The following is a 26,715-nucleotide window of genomic DNA, read 5'->3' on the forward strand; positions in this document are numbered from 1 at the left end:
AGCAACAGGCAAGGAGTTATCGATGGATTACCGCAAAATCATCAAAGAGATTGGGCGAGGTAAAAATCACGCGCGTGACCTGGACCAGGATACCGCTCGTGGACTGTATACCCACATGTTAAACGGCGACGTGCCTGACCTTGAGATGGGCGGCGTACTGATTGCGCTGCGTATTAAAGGGGAAGGTGAGGCAGAAATGCTGGGCTTTTATGAGGCGATGCAAAACCATACCCTTCGCCTGACGCCGCCCGTTGCCAAACCGATGCCTATCGTCATTCCCAGCTACAACGGTGCGCGCAAGCAGGCTAACCTGACGCCGCTGCTGGCTATTTTGCTGCATAAGCTGGGTTTCCCGGTCGTGGTGCACGGGGTGAGCGAAGATCCAACCCGCGTGCTGACGGAAACCATTTTTGACCTGATGGGGATTGCACCTACCCTGCATGCCGGACAGGCACAGGCGAAACTTGAGGGACATGAGCCGGTGTTTATCCCAGTGAGCGCGCTGTGCCCGCCGCTGGAGAAACAGCTGGCGATGCGCTGGCGGATGGGCGTACGCAACAGTGCGCATACGCTCGCGAAATTAGCCACGCCGTTTGCTGAAGATGCCGCACTGCGTCTTGCCAGCGTTTCGCACCCGGAGTACGTGTCGCGGGTAGCGAAATTCTTTGGTGATATCGGCGGGCGCGGCCTGCTGATGCACGGCACGGAAGGGGAGGTGTACGCCAACCCACAGCGTTGCCCGCAGATCAGCCTGATAGACCATTCTGGTGTACGAGTGCTGCAGGACCGCCAGAGCGAGATGCCTGACGAGCCAGTGCCGCTGCCGGTGGCAAAAGATCCGGAAACCACCGCGCGCTGGATAGAGCGTTGTCTGGCCGGAAGTGAGCCGGTACCGGCCTCGTTGAGGATTCAGATGGCCTGCTGCCTGGTGGCAACCGGCGAAGTCGCTACGCTGGCTGAAGGATTTACCCGCGTCGACCAGTGCTTCTGATGTACTCATCTCCCCGGCGGGCCTGATTTACAGGTCTGCCCGTTCCCGCCTTTCTGCTATTCCTGCTATTTCTGCAATGTGAAATTTCTGCACGTTTATTGACCTCCTGAGCGTCGTGGCGCAGCATAGTTTGTTGAAAAATAAGAAACACAACAAACACGCAACATAACAGGAGATAACCATGAACAGTGGACACCGCTTTCATGCGCCTACGCTGCACGCCTTTATTCAGGCCGTTTTTCGTCAGATGGGCAGCGAAGAACAGGAAGCGCGCTTAGTTGCCGATCATCTGATCGCCGCGAACCTTGCCGGGCACGATTCTCACGGCATTGGCATGATCCCAAGCTATGTTCGTTCCTTTTCGCAGGGACATTTGCAGCTAAACCGCCACGCGAAAGTGGTGAAAGACGCAGGGGCGGTGGTAACGCTTGACGGTGACAGTGCGTTTGGTCAGGTTGCGGCACATGAAGCTATCACGCTGGGAATCGAGAAAGCCCGTCAGTTCGGTATTGCCGCGGTGGCGCTACACAATTCCCATCACATCGGACGCATTGGCTATTGGGCAGAGCAATGTGCAGCCGCAGGCTTTGTTTCCGTTCACTTTGTGAATGTGGTCGGCATCCCGATGGTTGCGCCTTTTCAGGGGCGTGACAGCCGGTTTGGCACTAACCCTTTCTGCGCCGTGTTTCCGCGTAAGAATGATTTCCCCCTGCTGCTGGACTATGCGACCAGCGCCATTGCTTTTGGCAAAACGCGCGTTGCGTGGCATAAGGGTGAGCCAGTGGCGCCAGGATGTCTGATTGATGCTGACGGCGTTCCGACTACCGATCCCGCCGTGATGCAGGTGTCTCCGCTGGGCTCGCTGCTTACCTTCGCTCAGCATAAAGGCTATGCGCTGGCGGCAATGTGCGAAATTCTGGGCGGTGCGCTTTCCGGGGGGAAAACTACGCACGAAGACAGTTTGCAGGACAGCGCTGACGCCATCATTAACTGCATGACGACGATCATTCTAAACCCGGAATTATTTGGCGCGCCGGATTGTGACCATCAGGTTGCCGCATTTGCGAAATGGGTCAAAGCGTCGCCGCATGGCGAGGACGCCCCGGTTCTGCTACCGGGTGAGTGGGAAGTGAATACGCGTGAGGCGCGACTGGCGCAGGGCATCCCGCTGGATATAGGAAGCTGGCAGGCAATTTGTGAGGCGGCGCAGTTCGTGGGGATGCCGGAGACGGTGTTGCAAGAATTCCGTCATCGGTTGGAACAGTAAGCAAAAAAAAGCCCGTCCAGTGAACGGGCAAACAAAGGGTAACAAACAGGGTCAATGAGGGTTGGAGCATTGGGTCTTGCAGGTAATTCGTCGGTTATTTGTAGATAACCGCAGTGCCGCTCATTTTGTCTTTGCCGACAGCGGACGTAATGCTGTAGCCACTTGCACCTGCAGCGGCAGCTTTTTCAGCCAGTTTGGCTTCCAGTCCGTCCAGCGTGCTGGCGCCATCAGCAGATACCACGCCCACTTTATTCATGCTCTGTGCCTGAGTGGAAGTAACAGGCTCGGCAGCGAAAGCGCCAAATGACAGGGTAGACAGGGCGATGGCAGCAACAGCATATTTGATATTTTTCATGATTAATCTCTCGCAGGTTATTCTGTTAGTCAGTGTTTTGTTCGGTAGACGTTGTTTTGTCGATGTGAGAAGTATCACGTTTTTTTAGGTGAGAGAAAATCGAATAGAATTGACGACATCAATCAAAAAAATTGAATGACAAATAACTTATTGAATATTAATAAATTCGGAAGGCGGATTTACAGTTCTTGTCATTGCGATTTACAGAGCCAGCGACAACGGCACATTTTGCTACACTCATTGCAAAAAACCGTGCTCGTAAAGGAAATCGTATGCGCTGAAACTTTTGGTAAAGAAGGGTCAACGTAGCTGGCTGTCTTTCGATCCTCTACGATTATATCCTGAGTATGCGGTGTTATGTGAATCTTTATCCTGCTGGCAGGCGATGCATAAACGTACCCCAGGTACCGCTTCGCGCCGGGCCTGAGGGATAGGATTGCCACATTCTTCGCATTCATACAGACTTTCACCCGTGGGTAACTCACCACGGGCGCGGGCGACAGCATCTTCAATAGTATTGTTGATCTGTTCGTTCACCGCGTCGTCATTTGCCCATCCGGATGCCATAGCCCCTCCGTACATTCAGTTTGTATAATAATTATAGTGAATGATATGGATGAAAAACGAACGCACAAGCGCACCGTCAGATTTCAGACCATTCGCGCAGCAGATTATGGTAGAGATTGAGCAGCGATGGGATCTCGGCGTTTTCACCGTGGCGTGCCTTCAGGGACTGGATGTTCTTATCCAATTCAAAGAGCATGGCGCGTTTTTTATCGTCGCGGATCATCGACTGGATCCACATAAACGACGCTATACGAACGCCGCGCGTCACCGGTGTAACGCAATGCAGACTGCTGGAAGGGTAGAGCACCAGGTCGCCAGCCGGGAGTTTGACCGCATGCTGACCGTAAGTGTCATTGACCCGCAACTCTCCCCCCTCATAGCTGTCGGGGTCACTTAAGAATAATGTGGCGGAAAGGTCGGTACGCATCCAGCCGCTTTCCGGGTGGCTACGCACCGCGCCATCAACGTGAAAGCCGTAGGTCTCTGCGTTCTGATAACGATTGAACAACGGCGCGGAGATTGTTTTTGGCAATGCTGCAGCAAAGAACAGCGCGCTGCTGTTCACGGCGGCCAGCACCTCTTTATGTAACGCAACATAGCGCTCGCTCTGCGTATCAACCTGCTGGTTATTTTTGACCTGAGCGCCCTGAGCGCCAGTGGTAGCACGGCCATCTATCCACTCGGCTGAATCCAACTGTTCGCGAAACCAGGCAACGTCCTGCGGCGATAAGACGCCAGGAATGTGGTACATCATCAGTGTTTCTCCTGAAAGTGGGGCTTGCGCCCCACGTGATACATCAGAAATGCATATTGGCGGTGAGCAGGAAGGTTCTCGGCTCACCCGGATGGTAACGGTATCCGCTCTTGTTGATCGAGGAGACATAATCGGTGTCAAACAGGTTATAGACGTTAAGCTGGAAATCGAGGTTGCGGTTTACGCGATATCCCAGTTTGGCATCCGCGACCCAGTAGCTTTCAGTAAAGGATGGCGTGCCCACCGCGCCGTCCGCGCCGCGATGCATACTGCCCACGTAGCGTGCGCCTGCGCCAACGGAGATATCATCCGTTGCCTGATACTGACTCCACAGGGTGAATGCATGTTCCGGTGTATACGGCAGGGAGGATGAACCATCCTGAGCGACGTCTTTACCGTTATGGACCGTGGCGCGCTGCTGGGTGTATCCGCCAATCACCTGCCATGCCGGGGTAATGTTGCCGGCTACCGACAGTTCGTACCCTTCAACGCGTTTCTCCCCATACTGGGACCAGGTACCGTCATCGTTCTGCTCGACCTCGTTCTCAATGTCGGTGCGGAAAATCGCAGCGGTTAACAGCAGGCGCTTATCCAGTACTTCCCATTTGGTGCCAATTTCGCTGGTCTTTGCTTTTTGCGGTTTAAAATCAGTACGGTTGGCGCTGTTGCCGGTACCGCTCTGGGCGAGGGCAAAATTGCTGCCACCCGGCGGTTGCTGAGAGACCGCATAGTTAATGTAAATGTTGCCGTTATCTGTCAGATGATAAAGCGCACCCGCTTTCCAGTTCACCAGATTACCAGACTTAGCGGTATCGACGGTGGTGACCGGCGATCCTTTGGCTACGCCTGCCGGGCAGGCGACAGCACCGCGCCCGGATGCACCGCATGCAGTGGCGCTGTCATACTCGGTGCGATAGTTATCGAGACGAATGCCGCCGTTCAGCTCAAACTCACGGGTAATTTGCAAGGTGTCAAATGCATAAATGCCGAAGGTGTCGGTCTGGCCGTTGGCGTTGGCACCGTTACGGTTTAATCCACCCACGCTGACGTTGCTGTTGGGATGGTAAATATTCACCGGCGGTGGCGTGATCGGCACTACGCCGTAGTTGGTCTGCGTTTCACGCGTAAACTCTACGCCGGTGCTGATGTCATGGCCAATGGCGCCGGTATAAAATTTTGAGGTCAGGTTGGTCTGGTTGGTGAGGATTTTGTTGCTGACATCTTTGGTATTGGCCAGACGCGACCAGGTCCAGGTGTCTACGCTGCTGGTTGGCTGCGTGATATTTGACGCGCCGCCCATCACCGCCGTCATCAGGTAATCTTGTTTGACTCGTGACCAGCGCGTGGTATTGCGCACGGTGGTGCTGTCGCTCAGATCATGCTCAAAGCGCATCGTCGCGGTATCGGTCGTCGAGTCGTCGTAATCCGAATCGGTGCCATAGAAATTATGCGTATCCACTTTCCCTGAATGATTCAGGGCAGAAGTCCCCGCAGAAGGTGCAGAGTACCCCGGCAGGCCGATGGTGGGAACACCGCCGTCCGGCGTGTTGTGCTGGGTGACATGCAAGTAGTTCAGATACAGACGATTTTCAGTGCCTAAACCAAAGGCGATGGACGGGGCCACGCCGTAACGTTCATTTTTAACGCTATCGCGTCCGGCATCGTGCGTCTTTTCGCCCATCAGGTTTAATCGTGCGGCGGTGGTCTCGCCAATTACCTGATTGATGTCCAGCGTACCGCGGCGGAACCAGGCGCTGCCGACGCTGGCAGAGGCATCAATGCCGGAGTCAGTGCGCGGTTGCTTGCTGATCATGTTGATAGAGCCGGTCGGCGCGCTGCGGCCATAATCGGTACCGGAAGGACCTTTAATTACTTCAACTTGTTCTGTATTGAAGGTATCGCGCGTCACGCTGCCAATATCGCGAACGCCGTCGATGTAAATGCTGTTCGACGTATCGGCCCCACGCATATAAATCGCGTCACCGGTGGTGGAGTTGCCGTTTTCACCGGCGAAAAATGCGCCTACGCCCGGCACGTTCTTTAGGGCATCGGTCAGATTTGTTGCCCCTTGATCCTTAATGACCTGCTCAGAAATCACCGTCATGGTGCGCGTCGTATCAGCAACAGGACGGGAGAATTTCGGATCGGCAGAGTGGGTGGGGGCGTACAGCGACGGTTTGGCGGCTTCTACGACCAGCGTATCTTCTTGTTTCTTATCCTGATCGCCTGCAGCGACTGCCTGAGCGACCGGAGACAGGCCGATGCACAGACCGGCAAAAAAGGTGAGTGAATGGAAACTACTGGACGGCAGGTTGCGATTTTTATCCATGTTAATGAGTAGCTTATTATTTTTTGAGTAGAAGGTTTCACTCGTGCGAAGGGACATCTCTTTGGATGTTACGCCTGCAGGTCTCGCCGTAATGAAATGCGTAATTGATAATGATTTTGATAAGCATTATTAATCAGTGCGACTTTTTAGCATTCATTAATTCAAAAATAAATACATTTATTTACATTGGATTCAAAATTCCAACATGATGGTTACAAATTGTGCAGGGAGTACGGAGAGCAAAAAAGAAAACTGCATTCAGGACGAATGCAGTTAGGCTGAGGGAGATTACTTGTAGATAGTTGCGGTACCGTACATCTGATTTTTACCGCCAGCAGCATTAACCACAAAGCCTTTTGCGCCTTGCTCTTTCGCTTTTTCCGCCAGCTTGTCTTCAAGATCGGTCAGGCTTGACGCGCCGGTAGCCGACACGGTTCCGGAAGCCTGTAGCGGGCCGGTGGCAGGACTGGTGTTAGGCGGTGCAGCAAAAGACGCAAATGTCATGCCGGTGAGTACGGTAGCGGCAAGGAGTGTGAGGCATTTCTTCATAATGATATCCTCTGAGAAACAACGGGTAGTGCCTGATAAGTTTAGGACGTCATTGCCGGACGTTTACCGCAAAAAATTGATGGACAACCGAGTGTTTTTTGAACGATTTGTTTTGTGGAAATCCAGCACAAATTATCGATTTTCCGTGCCATGCGTGTTTACCGCGTGGCGTTATGCGGGTATCTTACGCCGCTGTTAATAGGAGAATGTTATGCCCCCCCAGAAACCGGGATTACACCCACGCAACCGCCACAATGGCCGTTACGATCTTGCCACGTTATGCCAGGTTACGCCCGAATTGACGCAATTCCTCACCATTACGCCAGGCGGCGAGCAGAGCGTTGATTTTGCTAACCCATTGGCTGTGAAGGCGCTGAATAAAGCCCTGCTGGCGCATTACTATGCGGTGGCTAATTGGGATATTCCGCAAGGTTACCTGTGCCCACCGGTACCGGGTCGGGCGGATTACATTCATCATCTGGCCGATCTGTTGGGCGAAACGACGGGAACTATCCCGGCGAATGCGAGCGTGCTGGACGTCGGCGTTGGGGCAAACTGTATTTATCCGCTGATTGGCGTGCACGAATATGGCTGGCGGTTTACCGGCAGTGAGACCAGCCAGGAAGCATTGAGCAGCGCACTGGCGATCGTTAACGGTAATCCTGGGTTAACCCGTGCTATTCGCCTGCGCCGTCAGAAAGATTTGTCGTCTATCTTCAACGGAATTATTCATAAGAATGAACAGTTCGAAGCGACACTGTGCAATCCGCCGTTCCATGATTCAGCGGCTTCTGCCCGCGCCGGAAGTGAGCGTAAACGTCGTAACCTGGGACAGGACAAAGACGATGCGCTGAACTTTGGTGGGAAACAGGAGGAGCTCTGGTGTGAAGGTGGCGAAGTGGCGTTTATCAAAAAAATGATCGCCGAAAGCCAGGCCTTTGGTCGCCAGGTGATGTGGTTCACCACGCTGGTTTCACGCGGTGAAAATCTGCCACCGCTGTACCACGCCCTGACGGATGTGGGGGCGGTGAAAGTGGTCAAAAAAGAGATGGCCCAGGGGCAAAAGCACAGCCGCTTTATTGCCTGGACCTTTATGGATAACGATCAGCGTCGCCGTTTTATGGCGCGTCAGCGCTAAATCGTCGGTTCTGTCGGCGGCAGCGGATCGGCTGCTGCCGTGGGGCCATTCACCGGTGCGGGCAAAACCTGGTAGGTCTGTACCGGCGCGCGCACGTTGGCCAAATCAAAGTATTTTTTCACCTGACTGTCGAGTGCAAAGCGTACCGCCCACTGCTTCAGCGGTAAGGTGGTGAACGACACCCGCAGCGTAAACGCCGTATTGGTTAACCCGACAATGCCCGCGAATGACGGCTCGCCAATAATGAATCCGCGAATATCTTCTCGTTCCATCACCGCCGTAACGGCATCCTTCAACGCCTGATTGGCTTTATCGGCATCCTCATGGCGGTCCACGTCGTAATTGGCGACGACCGATCCAATGCCCCGTACAAAGTTGGCGAAGGTGGTTATCGATGACCACGGGATAATATGGTACGCCCCGGTGTCCTGGCGCACACCGACTGAGCGAATCGACATGCGCTCAACCGTGCCGGTTAGCGGACCGATGGTAACCAAATCACCGGTGTTCATGCCATTTTCAAACTGGATAAAGATCCCGGTAATAATATCTTTTACCAGCGTCTGCGAGCCGAAGGAGATAGCCAGCCCCAGCGCGCCCGCGCCTGCCAGTAACGGGGCAATATTGACCCCAATTTCCGACAACACGATCATGATAGTGATGGTGCTGATAATCACCGCCAGCGCGTTGCGAAACAGTGTCAACAGTGTACGGGTACGTGCGCTGGGCAGGGGCCGGCCGTGGATATCCGAGGTCAGGCGGTTTTCAATCAGGCTGGCGAGCAGGGTCCAGCCGATAGCGGAGAAGAATAAAATCAGCGCGATACGGATCAGAATATCCACCGTTTTTTCTCCCGCGCCGTAATGCAGCCAGTTCCAGAAGTCGAACAGCCCCCAGGCGTTGAGCAGCAACATGATGGCGACACAGACCGTCAGGATCCGCGCGATGCTTAACGCCGTCGACAGCCAACCATTCAGGCGTTTTTGCAATTCCGGATAAATGCGCTGGGTGTGTGGTGAAAGCGTAATGGTTTTGGCGATCCAGCGGGAAAACATGCCAGAAATAAAGGCGGCGATGCCGATAATCACCAGGCTGCGCAGCGTTGCCCCCATCATAAACTTCAGGCTGTTGCCCGGATCAAACAGCGAGAAGAAAAACAGCACGATGAAATAGGCGCTGGCCAGCCAATGCCAAACCAGCGCAAAGGCGCGGATAAACAGGCTGAAAAAAGCCAGCGACCTTTCTGCCAGACTTTGCAAATGCTCGGTGATCTCTTTCTTGTTCCTGAAGATCAGATACAGCGCCCACAACGTAATGCACAGCATGATGATAACGTTAGCCATGGCGCCAACCTGTACATTGACCTGATTCGAGACGATGGGCACCACCACGATCAGCCCGTAGCCAATCAGGCTGCTGAGTGAGCTCAGGCGACGATTCCAGTAGCGTGCGCTTGCAGTCTGAATGTTGAACGGACGCAACTCGGCCACCGTCGGGCAAAATATCAGGCGTAAAATGGCCTTAAAGAACTCAATCAACGCGAAGGCATTAAGAAACAAACTTTGCTGGAAAGCGATGGTGCGGCTGCCGGCGTTCATGCGATCGCTTAAGATCTGCCCAACAAACAGCGTCAGGGCCAGCAGCAATAAATCGATGATGAATGCGCCAATAATCATGGCGGGAAGCTGTAACCAGTTGCTGCGGTCACGATTTTTTTGCCGCGCCCATTGCCCCATTTTGCGATACAGCGGCAGCGCATATAAGCGTACCAACCAGTAAAATCCGAACACGGATACCGCCAGCATAAAAAAGTGAGTCAGGGCATTGGTGAACGATTGCGGATTAAAGGTTTTGTGCGGAGCATCGGTGATATTACGATAAAGCTGGGCGAATCGGCTGGAGAGAGCTTCCCCGTAGTGGCGACTGACATCGGTCACGTTCTCGAGTACCGTTTTTTCTTCCGTCAGCGTGGGAGGGACGATAGTGGGGACCGGTGCAGGAGGCGGCGTTGCCGCTACTTTACGCAGTTGACCTATCAACTCCTGGCGTGAGGCATTATTCTCCAGCACGTCTGCCAGGGCACCGTAGGCGGCTTTTTTTTGCTCAACGTCAGGTTCAGCAGCGGGCTCCGCTGGTGGGCTGGCGGAGGCGGTGGACGTTACGCCGGGTATCGTGACCGCCTGAACGGGGACGCTCAGTAGAAAAAAACAGATGAATAAGATCCACCGCATGACTCCTCCCATGAGAAACAAACACAAAAGGATAAGTATAGATGCCCGGACGGGAGGGGCATGAAATCAGAACATTCTGGGGGAGAACCTCCCTTCGGGGAGAAGGGAGGTGTCAGCATCAGGAAACGTGCTGTAAAAATTCCTGCAGACGCTGGCTGGGCGGATTTTCAATCAAGGTTTGCGGATTACCGTCTTCGGCAATACGGCCCTTATCAATGAAGATCAGGCGTGAGGCCACTTTTTCGGCAAAGCCGATTTCGTGGGTCACAATCACCATCGTCATACCTTCTTCCGCCAGATCCTGCATGACTTTCAGCACTTCGTGACGCAGTTCCGGGTCAAGGGCTGAGGTCGGCTCATCAAACAGCATCATTTTTGGCTTCACCGCCAGCGCACGGGCGATCGCCACACGCTGTTGCTGGCCGCCTGAAAGCTCAGAAGGGTAGTGATGCGCACGCTCGGCGAGGCCCACTTTAGCCAGTAACTCTTTGGCCTGTTTCTCAGCCTGATCTTTCTTCGCCCCGCGCACGCGCAGCGGCCCAAACATGACATTCTCCAGCGCGGTCAGGTGTGGGAACAGATAGAACTGCTGGAATACCATCCCGGCTTCCTGGCGTATTAACCGCTCGTCGACCTTCGGATCGTTGACCTTCAGACCATCGACAATCAGTTCGCCGGAGGTTATCTCTTCCAGCTTGTTAATGCAGCGCAGCAGGGTCGACTTACCGGAGCCGGAAGGCCCGATAATCACCACGACTTCGCCCTGACCAATATTCAGATCGATGTTATGCAGCACCTGGGTAGGACCAAAATGCTTAGAGACGTTTTTAAATTCAATCACAGGATTTTCATCCTTCTTTCCAGACGACGCAGAACGAAGCTCAGCACCAGCGTAATAATCAGATAGAACACCGCAACGGCGCTCCAGATTTCCAGTGCGCGGAAGTTACCGGCAATGATTTCCTGACCCTGACGGGTCAGTTCAGCGACGCCAATGACAATAAACAGTGAGGTATCTTTAATGCTGATGATCCACTGGTTACCCAGCGGTGGCAGCATACGACGCAGCGCGAGCGGTAAAATGACGTGACGAATAGTCTCTGTGCGTGAGAGACCCAGCGCCAGCCCGGCTTCGCTGAAACCTTTATGAATTGAGAGCACTGCGCCACGGGTGATTTCCGCGATGTAGGCACCGGAGTTAATCATGATGGTGACGACGGCGGCGCTGAAAGGATCAATGCGTAAGTCGTTAAACGCCATCGGCAGGGCGAAGTAAATAAACATCACCTGCACAACAATGGGGGTGCCGCGGATGACTTCGATAAATACCAGCGCAACGTGGTTGGCTATCCAACCGCCGAAGGTACGTGCAAAACCTGCTGCCAGCCCGATTACCAGGCCGCCAGCCAGACCGAGGACCGAAATCCACAGGGTCATTTTGGCGCCTTCAATCAAGAGCGGAATGGCGGGCCAAATGGCACTCCAGTCAAACTGCATATGTCGTTCCTGTTACCGTGGTGTAAATATTCAAATGCCTGTTTTGCCGGATGCGCCAGGCTTATCCGGCCTACAGGTCTCAAATCTGCTGGTGTAGGCCCGGTAAGCTTCGCGCTACCGGGCAACATCGCGAGTTATTATTTAGGTTCAGTACCGAACCATTTTTTGTAGATTTCGTTGTATGTGCCGTTCTCTTTCAGCGTTTTCAGCGCGCCGTTCACTTTCTCACGCAGTTCGTCGCTGCCTTTCGGGAAGGCAATACCGTACTGTTGGGCTTCCAGAGAATCGCCTACGGCTTTGAACTGGCCGTTGCCCGCAGTTTTGATGAAGTAAAGAATGTTTGGTGTGTCGTGCAGGACGGCATCTGCGCGGTTAGTGCCCAGTTCCATATACGCGTTATCGATGTTCGGGAACTGACGCAGATCTTTGGTTTTGATGTTTGCTTTCGCGTAATCGACAGAACCGGTTCCGCCTTTAACCGCAACCACTTTGCCATCCAGATCTTTCACGCTTTTCACGTCGTTATTGTTGGCTTTAACCATCACTAACAGGCCGCTTTTGTAGTAGCCGTCAGAGAAGTCGATCGCTTTTTTACGTTCTTCGGTGATGGTGATACCTGCCAGCGCCAAATCGATATTTTTGGTTTGTAGCGCAGGGATGATGCCGCTGAAATCCATCGGTTTCAGTTCATAATCCAGCTTCAGCTCTTTGGCCACGGCAGCCCACAGATCCACATCAAAACCGACGTATTTGTCACCCTGCTTGAATTCAAACGGAACAAAAGCGGTGTCAGTTGCGACAACGAGTTTCTTATCCGCGGCATGAGAAGACACCGCAAAAGCCAGGGTAAGTGCAGCCAGTGAAACTTTTAATACAGACTTCATAGGATTTCCTTTTATATCCACGGGGCGATCCCCTGCGAGAACATATGTCTTAATGAAATAATCGTGCCAATTTTGCAACTTATTGTTTTAACAAGAAGGTGTTACGTTTTGCTGCACAATAAGTAGGGCAAAGTGGGCAGCCTGCACCGTTTCGGGGCACTCATTTGGTGCGTGAAGGGGGCGGCACAAACGATATGACTATTTAGCGTAAAAATTGTTGATAAAACAATCTTTCGTTAACGATTGTGTGAGGTGATTATTACAAATATTTTACTTTACAGTGATAATCGATCAATGTTATGCACTAAAAAAGTGCAAAACCCCCGCCGGAGCGAGGGTTATATAGGAATTTCTTATCATGACCGTTATTCGATGTTGGCTTCGATAAACCACAAGAATTTGTCGAGATCGCGTGACGCAGCGGTGAAAATATCGGCGGTATCTTCATCTTTGGCTTCACTAATAGCTTTACGCACGCTGTTAGCGACCACGGCATAGCGTTCAGCCAGCTCTTTTAAGTGATCCTGCACGCTGTGAATATCCAGCGGGTAACTTTTCAGCGACGTTTTGCTGTTAATAACCTGCGTTGTCCCCAGCGCTACGCCACCTAACTGCACGGCGCGCTCGGCCATGGTGTCGAGGTGGTCGGTTAACGCGGTACGAAAGCCATCCAGCATTTCATGTACGGCAATAAAATTAGCGCCGCGCATGTTCCAGTGCGCTTGTTTGGTGATGAGTGACAGGTCGATGAACTGGATCACCTGCTGATTCAACAGCTCCACGGTCGCTTTCTTATCACTGTCGGATACATCGTTACGGGTATAAAGAAGGGGGGATGCTTTTGCTTTTACCAGTTTTGCGGTACTCATAATCTCATATCCTCTTGATATCTATGTTCCAGGTCATTCAACGAGAGTAAGTATAGACCTAAAATTAGTTTTAATTTTCTGGCCTTACCTATCACTTTAATAGTGAACAGGATGCGAAATATAAATATTCAATTGGATCATATGCATAAGTGCAATTGTAATCTGTTGTCAGCTATTTTTTCTGGATGTTTATATTCGTAGGAAATAGGAATTGAGAAACAATGGCGCTATAAGAATAATAATCACTGAGATAAACAAAAGGCTATTCTGCATGATTATGCAAACCATGCAGAATAACGGCAGGTTAATTCACGTCAAGTTGCTTAATTTGCGGCTCTTTACGGATGGTGAGCGTAGAGCCCATTGACGCGGCAATAATGGCTCCCAGCGCCAGCATTTGTACCATCGTCAGCGTTTCTCCGAGGAAGATCATGCCCGAAACAGCCGCCAGCGCAGGCTCCATGCTCATCAGCGTGCCAAAAGTGCGCGTAGGCAGGCGCGTTAAGGCGATCATTTCCAGCGAATAGGGCAGCGCCGTAGAGAGGACGGCGACCGCTAAGCCCAATGGCAGAATCGACCAGTGCCACAGCGCATCTCCGGCCTGAATCGCGCCCAGCGGCACGAAAATGATCGCTGCAATCAGCGACCCTACCGCCACGGTTGCCGGGCCATGCTCTTCACCAGCACGCTGGCCGGTAAGAATATAGACTGCCCAGCAGGCACCTGCGCCCAGCGCCAATGCGGCTCCGGTTAAGTCGACGTGCGACACGTCCTGACCCAACGGCAGCAGGAACCAGAGCCCGAGTACGGCCAGTGCGACCCAAATGAAATCCACTGGGCGTCGGGAAGAGAACAGCGCGACTGCCAGCGGTCCGGTGAACTCCAGCGCCACGGCAATACCGAGCGGGACGGTCTGAATCGACAGGTAGAAGAGATAGTTCATCCCACCCAGCGACAGACCATAAAACAGCAGAGGAAGACGCTGCTCTTTGGCAAAGCGTAACCGCCAGGGTTTAAAGAATGCGATGAGGATTAGCGTTCCCAGTGCCAGACGTAGCGCGGTAACGCCTGGTGCGCCGACAACAGGGAATAGCGACTTCGCCAGTGATGCTCCGCTTTGTATAGAGGACATTGCAATCAGCAGAACCAAAATAGGTAACCAGACTGGCGTTTTACGTGACGACCCCAGCATCCTTTCTCCTGTCAATTTAAGTAAAAGAGCGAGTGTACTGGAAATACACGCAGGTGGTTGAGTATTCGTTGAAAAAAAAACTGCACAGATCCGTACAATGGCCTGAAAGTGATGGATTAATAATCTGCGTGATTAGGAATTTTCCGGATGAATGTGCCGTATTGTGCGCGCAATAATGGCATTATTCGTTATAAAAGTGATGTTAATTGAAAGAGATAGTGGGTGTTTGAAATGTTCTGTTACATGAAAACCCCCGTTAGACATCGCTAATCGCAAAGAGTTTCCCATCAATTTTTGGTATATTTAAAACTTAAGATTTACTTGAAGCACATTTGAGGTGGTTATGAAAAAAATTGCATGTCTTTCAGCACTGGCCGCTGTTCTGGCTTTCTCCGCAGGTTCCGCTGTTGCGTCTACTTCTACCGTGACCGGTGGTTATGCTCAGAGCGATGCTCAGGGCGCTGCGAACAAAATGAACGGTTTTAACCTGAAGTATCGCTACGAGCAGGACAACAACCCGCTGGGCGTAATCGGTTCTTTCACTTACACTGAAAAAGATCGTACCGATGCTTCTGGCGACTACAACAAAACCCAATACTACGGCATCACTGCAGGTCCTGCTTACCGTCTGAACGACTGGGCAAGCATCTACGGCGTTGTTGGTGTTGGCTACGGTAAATTCCAGAACGCAGCATCTCCTGCTGACAACCACAGCACCAGCGACTACGGTTTCTCTTACGGTGCGGGCCTGCAGTTCAACCCGATCGAAAACGTTGCTCTGGACTTCTCTTACGAGCAGAGCCGTATTCGTAGCGTTGACGTTGGCACCTGGATTGCTGGCGTGGGTTACCGCTTCTAATCACTTCGGTGATATGAAAAATCCGCCTCGAGGGGCGGATTTTTTTTGTCTGTGATTTGCACGGTTAGCGTGATTTGGTCTCGAAGATATCGGTACCAAGATGGTTGTAGTCCACCTTCTGTAATTTAAAGTTGGTGATATACACCGGTCCGGCTTTTTTCTCCGAGATAAAGCGGTAGCGGTTGGTAATTTCTTTCGCGCTGATCCCGGTCCACTGCGAGAAAAAGCTCAGGAAGTCATTCGCGGAACGACGGGCTTTAATCACTCGGTGTGCTTTATCGTCGCTGGATATCACCATAAACGGCACCTGGAAATTCTGCTGGAACTGATCGTCGTGTGCCAAATACTGCACTTCTTTACCGCGTTCTTTAAAGGCGAGCCCATGATCGGAGAAGTAAACCATCGAGAAGCTGTCGCCGCTGTTACGCAGCTGATCGTAGAGCTGGCGCAGCAGGTCGTCGGTCTGCTTCATGGTGTACAGATAACACGATGTCTCTCTCGACTGAACGAAGGTCTCGTATTTTCCCTGGGTACGATCGCAGGCCTGCGGATGCGAACCCATCAAGTGCAGCACGATGAGCTGGGGTTGAGTTCGCTCCGTTTCTAACACCTGAGCAGTCATCTTCAACAGCGCTTCATCGCGGGTGTTCTTATCGGCTTCGAAGTCACCGTTTTTCAGGAAATGAACTTCGTCAGCGCGTTTGGCGATACTGGCGATTGCCGTATCGTATTCACCGATCTGTCCCTGGTTAGAGAACCACCATGTCTGGAATCCGGCGCGGTTGGCGAGGGTGACAAAGTTATCCTGGAACTGCGGCTTATCATCGACCACCCGATTCAGCGTTAAGCCAAGTGATTTCTGCGTTGATCCGCTGGCCGCGATGTAATCTGCAAAAATATAGCCGTTAACGCTGCTGGCAAACGGTGTGTTGTCCCAGTGGCCGCCAAACGCGCCTAGCGCATCACGACGGGCGCTTTCACCAATCACCACGACATAGGTGTGGTACTTAGGTTTCACCGCCGTCACAGTCCAGGTGTCTTTAACGCTCGCCAGCTTCGCCATGCGGTCTTGTTCATCAAGAACCTCGTAATTATTGACGATAACGTCCTTGGCAAAGCGAAACACCGGATAGCCGGTATCTTTTAATTTGAAGACGCCGCCCCAGGCGAGGTTTTGCACCGGCGTCACAAAAAACGCCACGATGCTGACCAGCAAACACAGACTGTCGAATTTGTTCCAGCGGCGTTGCGTCGCGACTTTTTTACGCCGTACGGCGAGCACGCCGAGGGCAAAGATAAACACGCCAACCAGGTAGTTGTACCAGGGGAAGATGGTCAGGATTTCGGTGGACTCTTCCATGTTGGTCGAGTGCAGCGCCAGCAGGGTATTGAAGTTGGGCGAGCCGTAAGCCTGACCAAATGGAAAATACATTGCTGCAATCAGTGAACAAATGCCGATCAGCGTTTTTTGCGTGCGCGGTGCATATTGCCACAACAGCAGCAGTATGCAGGTAAAGGCGACGCTATAAAGCAGGCTAAGCGGGTAGCCCAGTGCGAGGTTGATCAGCAGAGACTGTAAGAAATAAAAGCCAGTCCACGGGCTTAGCACCCGGCTACGAGCAATAAGCGAATCTTTGAGGGTTAAATTCATATGCCACTGTTGCAAAAACGCCATGTGCTTACCCTGGCGCAAAGGGTCATTGCCTGCCTGAGAGAGCGAGAAGAGGGATGAGGTCCGCATCTGCGAGCCGCAATATACGCAGGGCTGCGAAAAGATAGAGTGTGTACGGGAGAAGGTCAACTACTACAAAGAAAATGTTTTGCGAAGGGGATGGCAAAACGGACAAAAAGAAGGGTTATTGGGAGAAAAACTGACCACCGTATCGACGAGACGGCAGGAAAAAGAAGCGGCGTACCGCGACGCCGCATTATTTTCCGGAAGGTTTATCCTGCTCCGGTTTGCCGTTGATCATGTCGCACAGCATCGCGATCAGCATTAACCGTACTTTAAAGGGAGAGTGACTAAACACGCGCATACACCTCTTGAATTCATTCATATGAACCTCCTGACTTCACATTCCCATCAGTCCTTGAGGGATGTCTTTATTATATACAGATATAGCACAGGCTATATTATATAGCTATTGCTAAAACGTTAAATTTTTGTGCCCAAGCAACTCTGGTTTACAATGGCCGCTCTCTAATCAGATGCTGTTAACGCGTCACAGGAACGAGGAAGCAGAATGAGTCGTCGCGCAGGTATGCCAACAACAAAAAAAGTGACGCAATTGGTGAATGTTGAGGAACATGTTGAAGGGTTTCGTCAGGTCAGGGAGGCACACCGACGTGAACTGATCGATGATTACGTGGAGCTGATTTCCGATCTCATTATTGAGGTGGGAGAAGCGCGTCAGGTGGATATGGCCGCCCGGCTTGGCGTTTCCCAGCCCACCGTTGCTAAGATGCTCAAGCGTCTTGCTTCTGTGGGGTTGATTGAAATGATCCCATGGCGTGGGGTGTTCTTAACCGCAGAAGGCGAGAAGCTGGCGCAGGAGAGTCGCGAGCGTCATCAGATCGTCGAAAATTTCTTGCTAATGTTAGGCATCAGCCCGGAAATCGCCCGCCGCGATGCGGAAGGGATGGAACACCACGTGAGCAAGGAAACGCTGGAGGCGTTTAGCCGGTTTACCCAACAGCAAGGCACCGACTCTGAATGAGTTTTCCTTTATTACGCGCATTGCAGCGCGATCGTTTTTTCCAGCTACTCATTATTACCGGGTGTGTACTGAGTCTGTTCGCGCCGTTTGCGCCCCGGAACTGGCCGGGGGCCATTGACTGGCACACGATTATTACGCTCGCAGGGCTGATGCTTCTGACCAAAGGTGTGGAGCTAAGCGGTTATTTTGATGTGCTAGGCCGCAAGATGACCCGCCGCTTTAAAACAGAACGTCAGCTGGCGATATTTATGGTGCTGGCGGCGGCGTTACTGTCGACGTTTCTGACCAACGATGTTGCCCTGTTTATTGTGGTTCCGCTCACCATCACCCTGAAAAAACTGTGCGTGATCCCGGTGAATCGTCTGATTATTTTTGAGGCACTGGCGGTCAACGCTGGATCGCTGCTGACGCCGATCGGTAATCCGCAGAACATCCTGATGTGGGGGCGATCCGGGCTGTCATTTACCGCGTTTACCTGGCAAATGGCGCCGCTCGCCGGTGCGATGATGCTAACGCTGGTGGCGCTGTGCTGGTTTAGTTTTCCGCGTAAAACGTTGCACTATCATACCGGCACGTCTGCACCTGACTGGCAACCCCGACTGGTGTGGAGTTGCCTGGCATTGTATCTGGTCTTTTTAACGGCGCTGGAACTCAAGCTTGAGCTTTGGGGGCTAGGGATTGTCGCTGCGGGCTTTATGGTGCTGGCTCGCCGTGTGATCTTAAGTGTGGACTGGACGCTGCTGCTGGTGTTTATGGCGATGTTTATCGATGTGCATCTGTTGACACAGTTACCTGTACTCGAGGGCATTTCGGGCCACGTTGGTACGCTTTCGCAACCCGGTCTATGGTTGACGGCAATCGGCCTGTCGCAATTTATCAGTAATGTGCCCAGCACTATTTTGCTGCTGAACTACGTCCCGCCAACGGTATTACTGGCTTGGGCGGTCAATATTGGTGGTTTTGGACTGTTACCGGGATCGCTGGCGAACCTTATTGCCTTACGCATGGCAAACGATCGACGGATCTGGTGGCGTTTTCATTGGTATTCGGTGCCGATGCTGAGCTGGGCGGCGCTGGTGGGATATGGTTTGCTGCAGATGATGTGAGGATTATGCCCGATGGCGCTAGCGCTTATCGGGCCTACTTAATCTGTAGGCCGGATAAGGCGACAGCCGCCATCCGGCATTTTTTGATGCTTAGTTCAGACGAACCGGCATACCAGAACGGTTCTGGACTGCCTGCTCAACGACGGCCTGGTCGACATCCGGCTGAGCGGTGATGCTCTTAATGCTCTTGGTCAGCGTAATCGGTACGATTTCCCCGCCTTCGAACTGTTCTTCGGTAGTAGACAGTGGGTTATGCACCTCAATGTAGCGACTGCCGTCTGGCTCGGTCGTCGCTTTTACCGGTTCATCGATAAACTGGACGCGCGTGCCGACTGGAACGTTTTCAAACAGGAACTTGATATCTTCATTACGCAGACGCACGCAGCCGTGGCTGACGCGTAAGCCAACACCGAAGTTCGCGTTGGTCCCGTGGATGGCATACAGGCGACCGATATACAGTGCGTACAGACCCATCGGGTTATCCGGACCGGCCGGAACAACGGCTGGCAGCGGTTCGCCCGCAGCGCGGTATTCTGCGTGCATCTTGGCGGTTGGCGTCCAGGTCGGACCGGCTTTCTTACGTTCAACTTTGGTGGTCCAGTTAACCGGCGTGTCTTTACCTAACTGGCCGATACCAATCGGTAAAACGATCACGGTGTTGGTGCCTTTCGGGTAGTAGTACAGACGCATTTCAGCGCTGTTGATAACAATACCTTCATGCACGGTATCCGGCAGGATCAGCTGCTGAGGAATGTTCAGCACGGTGCCGCCCTTCGGCAGGAAGGTATCCACGCCCGGGTTGGCTTCCAGCATGTTGGACAGACCCATCTGGTATTCAGCCGCATAGTACTCCAGCGGTTGGGTGTTGCCTTCAGGAATGGTGATGACCTGGTTCTGGCCAATCAAACGGCTACCATCGGTAGGCAGCGGGTACGTGACGGCTGAGGCAGTGTTACAAAAACCAACTACTGCGAGCGCCGCCGCGAAAAGCGTTGTCAATTTCATATTCATTTTTGCGAGATTCTGAAGCCAAGCAGGCTAGTGGGTTGAGATTTATGTAGTGTTGGGCACGCATTATATGTGCATTCGGAGCAACAAGGAATTCGGATGTGTACTAAATCACATTTTTTTCCCTTTGCTTTCATTTTAACCCTCACGCACGAGAGGCGCGATCTTATTCCAGACTTATGGCATAATAAGCGGTTCGTCACATATTTCTTCTTTCAGGATACGCCAGTGTTAGTTTCCAGCAACGTCACCATGCAGTTCGGCAGTAAGCCGCTGTTTGAAAATATTTCCGTCAAATTTGGCGGCGGCAACCGTTACGGCCTGATTGGCGCCAACGGTAGCGGTAAATCCACTTTTATGAAAATTCTCGGCGGCGACCTCGAACCGACGCTGGGTAACGTTTCCCTCGATCCGAACGAACGCATTGGTAAGCTGCGTCAGGATCAGTTCGCTTTTGAAGAGTTCACCGTTCTGGACACCGTTATTATGGGTCACGCTGAACTGTGGGAAGTGAAACAGGAACGTGACCGTATCTATGCGCTGCCGGAAATGAGCGAAGAAGACGGCTACAAAGTTGCCGATCTTGAAGTTAAATACGGCGAGATGGACGGCTATTCGGCGGAGTCCCGCGCCGGTGAACTGCTGCTGGGCGTCGGTATTCCGGTAGAACAACATTACGGTCCGATGAGCGAAGTGGCACCAGGCTGGAAGCTGCGTGTGCTGCTGGCGCAGGCGCTGTTCTCTAACCCGGACATCCTGCTGCTCGATGAACCGACCAACAACCTGGACATTGATACCATTCGTTGGCTGGAGCAGACGCTGAACGAGCGTGACAGCACCATGATCATCATTTCGCACGACCGTCACTTCCTGAACATGGTCTGTACGCATATGGCGGATCTGGACTACGGTGAGCTGCGTGTTTATCCGGGTAACTATGATGAATACATGACGGCAGCAACCCAGGCACGTGAGCGTCTGTTGGCCGATAACGCCAAGAAAAAAGCGCAAATTGCCGATCTGCAATCCTTCGTCAGCCGCTTTAGCGCCAACGCTTCGAAATCTCGTCAGGCGACTTCTCGTGCGCGTCAGATTGATAAAATCAAGCTCGACGAAGTGAAAGCATCCAGCCGTCAGAACCCGTTTATCCGTTTCGAACAGGATAAGAAACTGTTCCGTAACGCGCTGGAAGTCGAAGCACTGACCAAAGGTTTTGATAACGGCCCGCTGTTTAAAAACTTCAATCTGCTGTTGGAAGTGGGCGAAAAGGTTGCCATCATCGGGGCTAACGGCGTGGGTAAATCGACCATGCTGAAAGTGCTGGTCGGCGACATGGAGCCGGATAATGGCACCGTTAAGTGGTCTGAGAATGCGCAAATCGGCTACTACGCGCAGGATCACGAATATGAGTTCGAAAACGATATGACCGTTTTCGAATGGATGAGCCAGTGGAAACAAGAAGGCGATGACGAGCAGGTTGTTCGCAGCTTCCTTGGTCGTCTGCTGTTCAGCCAGGACGATATCAAAAAGCCTGCTAAAGTGCTGTCCGGTGGTGAAAAAGGGCGCATGCTGTTCGGTAAGCTGATGATGCAGAAACCGAATATTCTGGTGATGGATGAACCTACCAACCACCTGGATATGGAATCTATCGAATCGCTGAACATGGCGCTGGAAATGTATCAGGGCACGCTGATCTTTGTTTCTCACGACCGCGAATTCGTCAGCTCGCTGGCCACCCGCGTGATTGAGATTACGCCGGAACGCGTGATCGACTTCACCGGTAACTACGAAGACTATCTGCGTAGCAAAGGCGTCGAATAATTATTCCGTCGTCTTTCGTGTTACAGGTGTGTTGGCTGCACCTGTTCACCCCGGTCACTTACTTATAATTCCACCCCCGCACTTTTCTGAAAAAAAGTTCTGCTGATTAATCTTAGCCACAATTGTGGCTAAGATACTTTCCATAACTACCTACACAAGGAAAGGAAATGAGTCAGATGGAACCGCTTTCTTTAGCCAATCTTAAATTAAAATTACTGAGTTTAAACAACAACAACGAGCATCCTTTCATTTTATGTGAAGATGGCGATGATATCGTTGCATCCTGGAATATCGTAGATGCTGAGTGGAAAGATTATTTCAGTCAATACGGATTGCAAAAACAATATGAGCTAAGACTGTTTTTCAATGAAAGTAAAAATCAGATTAGCTATCGGGAAAAAACTACCGATGTTGAGTGGGATGCAGATTTGGGTGGGTTCAGATTGAGCAAATCTGTCCAAATCGGGAAACGTCTTGAGTTTTCTGCTGGGGGATCCTGGGGTAAAAAAGAAGACGGTAGCTTCGGTAAAATTGACAGCTATAAATTTGCATCAACGGAAATTACGGACCCTATTTTTGATATGGCTCGTGATGCGGGATGGCAGGTTCGTGGTCTGTTAGCAGACAAGAAAAAAAGAAAATTTGTTATTGCGGGAGCGGTGATTGCCGCACTGATTATTTTTATTGGCTTGGGTACTTTCCTCTTTTCTTCGATGGGTGAATTGAAGGATGCTGCGCGATCAGAGATAGACTTGCTCCGTGATGGACAATATGTTCAGGCTTATCAGGCAAGCTCTTCTTCTCTGCAAAGACAAATGGACAGTGAGGATTTTAAGCTTGTAACCGAGTCTATTCATTTTGATGATATTAGTGAATACAGTTTTGATAGTTTCAACGTAGAAAATGATGTTGGTTCTTTGTCTGGAAGCGTTGTTTTTAAAAATGGAGAATCCGGCGAGATTAACGTTACTATGCTCAAAGAAAATGATAAATGGAAACTGGTTGCAGTATCAGTAGAATAAAAAAATATCCGGTTTTTATCACGTAATGAAGAAAACCGGACTGTTTTAAAGGCGTTGAAAGGGGAAGGATTATTCCATCCCCAGCGCGCGCTTACCGTGGATATTCAAATCCCCCAGGGTAAAGCGTCCTTCCCAGTTTGTTTCATAGTCTTCACGCGGGAAATCCCCCGGTGAGGCACCTTTCTCCAGCGCGGCCTTCACCTTGTGGGCATAGGCGAGATTTTTTTCGCACATTGGTGCGGCGGGAATATACATCACGTTGCCCCAGCCTTGTTGGTCCTCCACCGGCGCAACGGCGTGGATCACATCACAATGCCACCATACGGAATCGCCGGCTTCCAGTTGCGGAATGCTGGTTAACGCCTCGATGAGTAAGGGATGCCATTGCGCTGAAACCGGCAGTACTCTTCCTGGTGCGACGCCGCACAGCTCATCTTCCGGAACATCATCCAGCAGTGGGCGTAACAGCACATAAGCCATCGCTTCAGGAATGGGAACCACATGTAGCAACCCCTGGCCCGGTAACATATCGGAAAGCGCCGTCCAGCCCTGGAAGGTGCGAAACACCGAACATTTGGTGGTGTTATCGACCGTATACTCTTCGACGTCAGTGCGATGCGCCGCCTGCCACGGATCGTAATCGGCCAGATTGCCGTTAAAAACAGAAGCAAAAACGCGCTGATATGCCGGAAGCAACCAGCGCTCCAGTGCGCCGGAATCTGTATGTGCGCCGAGCCCTTTGGAGGTGGTTCCCGGCGGGCGGCGACGAATACGGTCAGGATAGATCACGCTGACGTCCGGGTTAAACCACTGCTTACCTTCGCTTTCAAAAGTCCACAGGCGATTAAGAAACGACTGTGCGTTAGCCATCTCTTCACTCTGGCGGGCCTGCATTTGTGCCTGTGACCAGTAGATCGGAAAGATTTCAGGACGCGATGCACTCAGGGTGCCGAAAAAATTGTCCCCCGGTCCTTTGTAGACCTCGTCAAAGCGGTTGCGGTCGAGATAATCGAGCATTGAGCGATCCCAACCCAGCGCCTGCTCGCGGGGGAAATGACCCTTAATGACCGCACATCCACGACGTTTAATCAGTTCTCGCTGCACAGCGGTGACGGTGCCCGCCTGAATATCGGCGTATGGCAGTACCGGCCAGACCGCGTCACTCTGTGCTTTAAGCGCGTTGATCTCCGCCACGCGGGTGGCGATGGTCTCGCTAAGCTGGCTGAAGATCTGCTGGACGTCGCCAAGCTGCGCCCGCAGTTCCCGCTTCATCTGACGGATTGCCGCTTTGTGATCGGCAGGCAACGTGTCGCTGGTAAAAGTAAGAGCCATAACCACCTCGCATGAACTTTCATTCGAAACTAATTTAACTTGCAAATGATAATATAAGTTAAAAGTAAGTTAATGCAAGTTTAAAAATCAGTAAGGCGCGCGGATGGGTAAGTGAGCGTTGGGCTGACCTATCGATAAAATGGGGGCTGGTGGATAAAAACGTTAACCGGCAACAAGTGGGACTATCTATACTTCTTTGCTCTGGGAGATTTTGCCCGCTAAAGGCCAGCACTAAGAGGGCGGTGCCGGTTGATAAAAGGATATTTTTCAATGGAAAGAAAAGGCACGCTTCATCTCTTCACTGTTCCAGTCTGCATTCTTAGTTATGCGCTATGGCAGTACTGGCGGGTAGCCGATGTTCTCGAAGGCGATGCTGAGGGGCTGCTCCGACAGACGCTAGCGATGTTGGCGATAGCGCTTGGCGGTGCGGCTTTGCTTGTTGTGGAGGCGGCAGTGGGGCTATGTACAACCAGCGCCCGCGCTTCGCGCCATTCCCAAAGCATCTTGATTCGCACATTTACGCGTTGCCGTCGCCTGTTGCCTTTTATGATGGCCGCTGAAATTATGACCTGCGGACTGGCGGCGATTTGTCTGGCGTTATCGGAAGTTACCTGGCTGATGTCGCATTTTGGCGGGGCGGGTGGGTTCAAACTGGCGGCGGTAATCCTGGTCGCCGTCGGTGCGATCCTCTGGATGCTATTAAAAAGTCTGACTTCCATCAGACGCTGTTTCGCTCTCTTTCAACCTGACGATACGGAGATTTACGGGGTGAATGTCACCGTCGCGAATAACCCGGCGCTCTGGCAATGGATACGTGACGTCACCCGGCGTGCAGAGTTGACGCTGCCTGACAATATCGTGGTCGGATTTTTTGACGGCTTCTTTGTCACCGCCAATACCGTACAAATTGAAGAGGGCAAACGACTCACGGGTAATACGCTCCACTTGCCGCTAACCTATATGGCATTGCTGGATGACGCGGAAGCGGCAGCGGTGATTGGCCATGAGCTGGGACATTTTACCGGCGAGGATACGCAATACAGCCTGCGCTTCGTTCCTCTGTATGCCGGGATGCAAAACAGTCTTGAACAGATGGCGAACAGCTCGCAGGGGTTTTCCTGGCTTGACCGCATCGTACTGCGCCCGTCGCTGGATATGGGGCTATGGTTTTTGCAGACCTTCCATGAAGCGGTCAGTGACTGGGCCAGGATCCGTGAATATGCGGCGGATAATATGGGTGCAAAAGTCTCATCTCCAGCGGCGTTCGCGTCGGCGTTACTGCGGATATCGGTGCTGGATGTTCCGGTTTCCCGATTTCTGGGGGAGCTTTTGCATGGGCGTGTGACCAGCACCAACTGGCTTGTCGATCTGCTTGTCGCGTTACAGAAAATCGGACCGTTTGCGCTGCAGAACAGTCTCGATAATGAAATAGCGCATCCAATGGATAGCCATCCGACGACGCGTGAACGTATTGCGGCACTGACAGTACCGCTCGATAGTGAACTTCTGGCGCGGGCTTTACGCCCGGTTGCCGCAGGTGATAACGCTTTTTTCGGTGGTCTATTCGCCGATGCGGATGCGTTGAGCCTATCGCTTTCACGCACCCTGTCGACAAAAATCACCGCGCAACGTAAGGTCTATCGCCAGACACTTGAAGCCGAAGCCGGGCTGGTAACAGGCTCGGTGGCGCTGTGGGTGAGTGCGAAAGTGGCATGGTATATGATAATTGCGGGCCTGGTAATGCTGTTGGGCGGTGGGGCTTTGCTGCTGTTCAAAACGGTCAGCCCTTGGTGCGGGTTGATTCCTTTCGGCGGAATTACCTTTGGGCTGTTGGGCATTATCACCTTACGACGAACGCGACAGCCGCTGCTGGTGCTGACGCAGGACGCGATCGCCAGCCCGTGGTTGCCTCAGCCGCTACCGCTAAAAAATATTGCCGACTATAACCTGACGATTATTTCCAGTTCGATGACGATTGAACTCTTCATGGACGATGATTATCAACCGACTCTCACCACCAAACGGTTTATGCAGGTTATTCGCTTTAACCCGCGAAAACATGCGGTTGCAATCGTGGTGGCCGGTGATGTGTTACGCCAGCAGGAAAATGGAAAGGTTAAGCTGGATGCGCAAGCGCTGCTGACGCTTATCGGGCAATACATTGTTTCTGCCCACGCTCGCGCTGAGCTGGAGGATTTCTGATGGGGATGTAAAACCCGGAGTACGG

At 52.2% G+C, this 26,715-nt stretch carries 24 protein-coding genes; 9 read left to right on the top strand and 15 right to left on the bottom strand.

Annotation, left to right across the window (positions count from 1 at the left end; all coding sequences use genetic code 11):
* Positions 1–22: 22 nt before the first annotated feature.
* Both ybiB and FDX01_RS19785 read left to right on the top strand, forming a co-directional pair.
* Positions 23–991: a DNA-binding protein YbiB gene (ybiB, locus tag FDX01_RS19780; RefSeq protein WP_117341672.1), complete on the top strand. Its 969-nt coding sequence runs from the start codon at positions 23–25 to the stop codon at positions 989–991.
* A 181-nt stretch (positions 992–1,172) separates the two neighbouring features.
* On the top strand, positions 1,173–2,258 hold the full coding sequence (locus tag FDX01_RS19785; RefSeq protein WP_137400332.1) for a malate/lactate/ureidoglycolate dehydrogenase: 1,086 nt from the start codon (positions 1,173–1,175) through the stop codon (positions 2,256–2,258).
* Between the two features lie 94 nt (positions 2,259–2,352).
* On the opposite strand, the gene ybiJ is transcribed toward FDX01_RS19785, so the two are convergent.
* From ybiJ to mcbA, 5 genes are all read right to left on the bottom strand, one after another.
* Complete coding sequence (gene ybiJ / locus FDX01_RS19790; RefSeq protein WP_096757760.1) at positions 2,353–2,613, bottom strand: DUF1471 family protein YbiJ; 261 nt, start codon at positions 2,611–2,613, stop codon at positions 2,353–2,355.
* 300 nt (positions 2,614–2,913) lie between these two features.
* Entirely contained in the window at positions 2,914–3,180 is a 267-nt protein-coding gene (locus tag FDX01_RS19795; protein WP_115258991.1) for a DksA/TraR family C4-type zinc finger protein, read from the bottom strand.
* A gap of 76 nt (positions 3,181–3,256) precedes the next feature.
* Positions 3,257–3,934, bottom strand: coding sequence for a PKHD-type hydroxylase YbiX (ybiX, locus tag FDX01_RS19800; RefSeq protein ID WP_137400333.1), 678 nt, complete (start codon positions 3,932–3,934; stop codon positions 3,257–3,259).
* A 43-nt stretch (positions 3,935–3,977) separates the two neighbouring features.
* Positions 3,978–6,263 (bottom strand): catecholate siderophore receptor Fiu, encoded by a 2,286-nt coding sequence (locus FDX01_RS19805; protein WP_137400334.1) that lies wholly within the window; start codon positions 6,261–6,263, stop codon positions 3,978–3,980.
* Positions 6,264–6,551: 288 nt separating this feature from the next.
* A complete protein-coding gene (gene mcbA / locus FDX01_RS19810; RefSeq protein WP_096757757.1) occupies positions 6,552–6,812 on the bottom strand; it encodes a DUF1471 family periplasmic protein McbA in 261 nt (86 codons plus the stop codon).
* 211 nt (positions 6,813–7,023) lie between these two features.
* On the opposite strand from mcbA, the gene rlmF reads away from it, so the two are divergent.
* Positions 7,024–7,950, top strand: a complete 927-nt coding sequence (gene rlmF, locus FDX01_RS19815) for a 23S rRNA (adenine(1618)-N(6))-methyltransferase RlmF (protein WP_096757756.1) — start codon at positions 7,024–7,026, stop codon at positions 7,948–7,950.
* On the opposite strand, the gene ybiO is transcribed toward rlmF, so the two are convergent.
* The 6 genes from ybiO to rhtA form a co-directional block, all read right to left on the bottom strand.
* Complete coding sequence (gene ybiO, locus FDX01_RS19820) at positions 7,947–10,181, bottom strand: mechanosensitive channel protein (protein WP_137400335.1); 2,235 nt, start codon at positions 10,179–10,181, stop codon at positions 7,947–7,949. The genes rlmF and ybiO overlap by 4 nt on opposite strands.
* Before the next feature lie 118 nt (positions 10,182–10,299).
* On the bottom strand, positions 10,300–11,022 hold the full coding sequence (gene glnQ / locus FDX01_RS19825) for a glutamine ABC transporter ATP-binding protein GlnQ (RefSeq protein ID WP_115258988.1): 723 nt from the start codon (positions 11,020–11,022) through the stop codon (positions 10,300–10,302).
* Positions 11,019–11,678, bottom strand: coding sequence for a glutamine ABC transporter permease GlnP (gene glnP, locus FDX01_RS19830; protein ID WP_096757753.1), 660 nt, complete (start codon positions 11,676–11,678; stop codon positions 11,019–11,021). The genes glnQ and glnP overlap by 4 nt, the downstream gene beginning before the upstream one ends.
* A 137-nt stretch (positions 11,679–11,815) precedes the next feature.
* Complete coding sequence (glnH, locus tag FDX01_RS19835; RefSeq protein ID WP_096757752.1) at positions 11,816–12,562, bottom strand: glutamine ABC transporter substrate-binding protein GlnH; 747 nt, start codon at positions 12,560–12,562, stop codon at positions 11,816–11,818.
* A gap of 365 nt (positions 12,563–12,927) precedes the next feature.
* Positions 12,928–13,431, bottom strand: coding sequence for a DNA starvation/stationary phase protection protein Dps (gene dps, locus FDX01_RS19840; protein WP_117341677.1), 504 nt, complete (start codon positions 13,429–13,431; stop codon positions 12,928–12,930).
* A 304-nt stretch (positions 13,432–13,735) separates the two neighbouring features.
* Positions 13,736–14,623 carry a threonine/homoserine exporter RhtA gene (rhtA, locus tag FDX01_RS19845; protein ID WP_096757750.1) on the bottom strand — a complete coding sequence of 296 codons (888 nt, stop codon included), beginning with the start codon at positions 14,621–14,623 and terminating at the stop codon, positions 13,736–13,738.
* Between the two features lie 343 nt (positions 14,624–14,966).
* On the opposite strand from rhtA, the gene ompX reads away from it, so the two are divergent.
* Complete coding sequence (gene ompX, locus FDX01_RS19850) at positions 14,967–15,482, top strand: outer membrane protein OmpX (RefSeq protein ID WP_096757749.1); 516 nt, start codon at positions 14,967–14,969, stop codon at positions 15,480–15,482.
* Positions 15,483–15,546: 64 nt separating this feature from the next.
* Here the strand turns inward: ompX and FDX01_RS19855 are convergent, their stop codons facing one another.
* Together FDX01_RS19855 and mntS are read right to left on the bottom strand one after the other, a co-directional pair.
* Positions 15,547–17,133 (bottom strand): phosphoethanolamine transferase, encoded by a 1,587-nt coding sequence (locus FDX01_RS19855; protein ID WP_115258987.1) that lies wholly within the window; start codon positions 17,131–17,133, stop codon positions 15,547–15,549.
* Positions 17,134–17,410: 277 nt separating this feature from the next.
* A complete protein-coding gene (gene mntS / locus FDX01_RS19860) occupies positions 17,411–17,539 on the bottom strand; it encodes a manganase accumulation protein MntS (protein WP_096757748.1) in 129 nt (42 codons plus the stop codon).
* 186 nt (positions 17,540–17,725) lie between these two features.
* On the opposite strand from mntS, the gene mntR reads away from it, so the two are divergent.
* Together mntR and FDX01_RS19870 are read left to right on the top strand one after the other, a co-directional pair.
* The gene (gene mntR, locus FDX01_RS19865) at positions 17,726–18,199 is read left to right on the top strand and encodes a manganese-binding transcriptional regulator MntR (protein WP_096757747.1); all 474 of its coding nucleotides are present in this window, start codon (positions 17,726–17,728) and stop codon (positions 18,197–18,199) included.
* Positions 18,196–19,305 carry an anion transporter gene (locus tag FDX01_RS19870; protein ID WP_137400336.1) on the top strand — a complete coding sequence of 370 codons (1,110 nt, stop codon included), beginning with the start codon at positions 18,196–18,198 and terminating at the stop codon, positions 19,303–19,305. Before mntR ends, FDX01_RS19870 begins: the two co-directional genes overlap by 4 nt.
* Positions 19,306–19,395: 90 nt before the next feature.
* Here the strand turns inward: FDX01_RS19870 and ldtB are convergent, their stop codons facing one another.
* Positions 19,396–20,316 (bottom strand): L,D-transpeptidase, encoded by a 921-nt coding sequence (gene ldtB, locus FDX01_RS19875; RefSeq protein ID WP_115258985.1) that lies wholly within the window; start codon positions 20,314–20,316, stop codon positions 19,396–19,398.
* A 225-nt stretch (positions 20,317–20,541) separates the two neighbouring features.
* Between ldtB and FDX01_RS19880 the strand changes: the two genes are divergently transcribed.
* On the top strand, positions 20,542–22,134 hold the full coding sequence (locus tag FDX01_RS19880) for an ABC-F family ATPase (protein ID WP_115258984.1): 1,593 nt from the start codon (positions 20,542–20,544) through the stop codon (positions 22,132–22,134).
* A gap of 167 nt (positions 22,135–22,301) precedes the next feature.
* Positions 22,302–23,156, top strand: coding sequence for a hypothetical protein (locus FDX01_RS19885; protein ID WP_246864796.1), 855 nt, complete (start codon positions 22,302–22,304; stop codon positions 23,154–23,156).
* 69 nt (positions 23,157–23,225) lie between these two features.
* On the opposite strand, the gene FDX01_RS19890 is transcribed toward FDX01_RS19885, so the two are convergent.
* Complete coding sequence (locus tag FDX01_RS19890; protein WP_137400337.1) at positions 23,226–24,488, bottom strand: DUF1479 domain-containing protein; 1,263 nt, start codon at positions 24,486–24,488, stop codon at positions 23,226–23,228.
* 270 nt (positions 24,489–24,758) lie between these two features.
* On the opposite strand from FDX01_RS19890, the gene FDX01_RS19895 reads away from it, so the two are divergent.
* Positions 24,759–26,690 carry a M48 family metallopeptidase gene (locus tag FDX01_RS19895; RefSeq protein WP_137400338.1) on the top strand — a complete coding sequence of 644 codons (1,932 nt, stop codon included), beginning with the start codon at positions 24,759–24,761 and terminating at the stop codon, positions 26,688–26,690.
* Positions 26,691–26,715: the final 25 nt, after the last annotated feature.

Origin of the sequence: Citrobacter sp. wls613, assembly GCF_005281195.1 — a bacterium.
GTDB lineage: Bacteria > Pseudomonadota > Gammaproteobacteria > Enterobacterales > Enterobacteriaceae > Citrobacter > Citrobacter gillenii.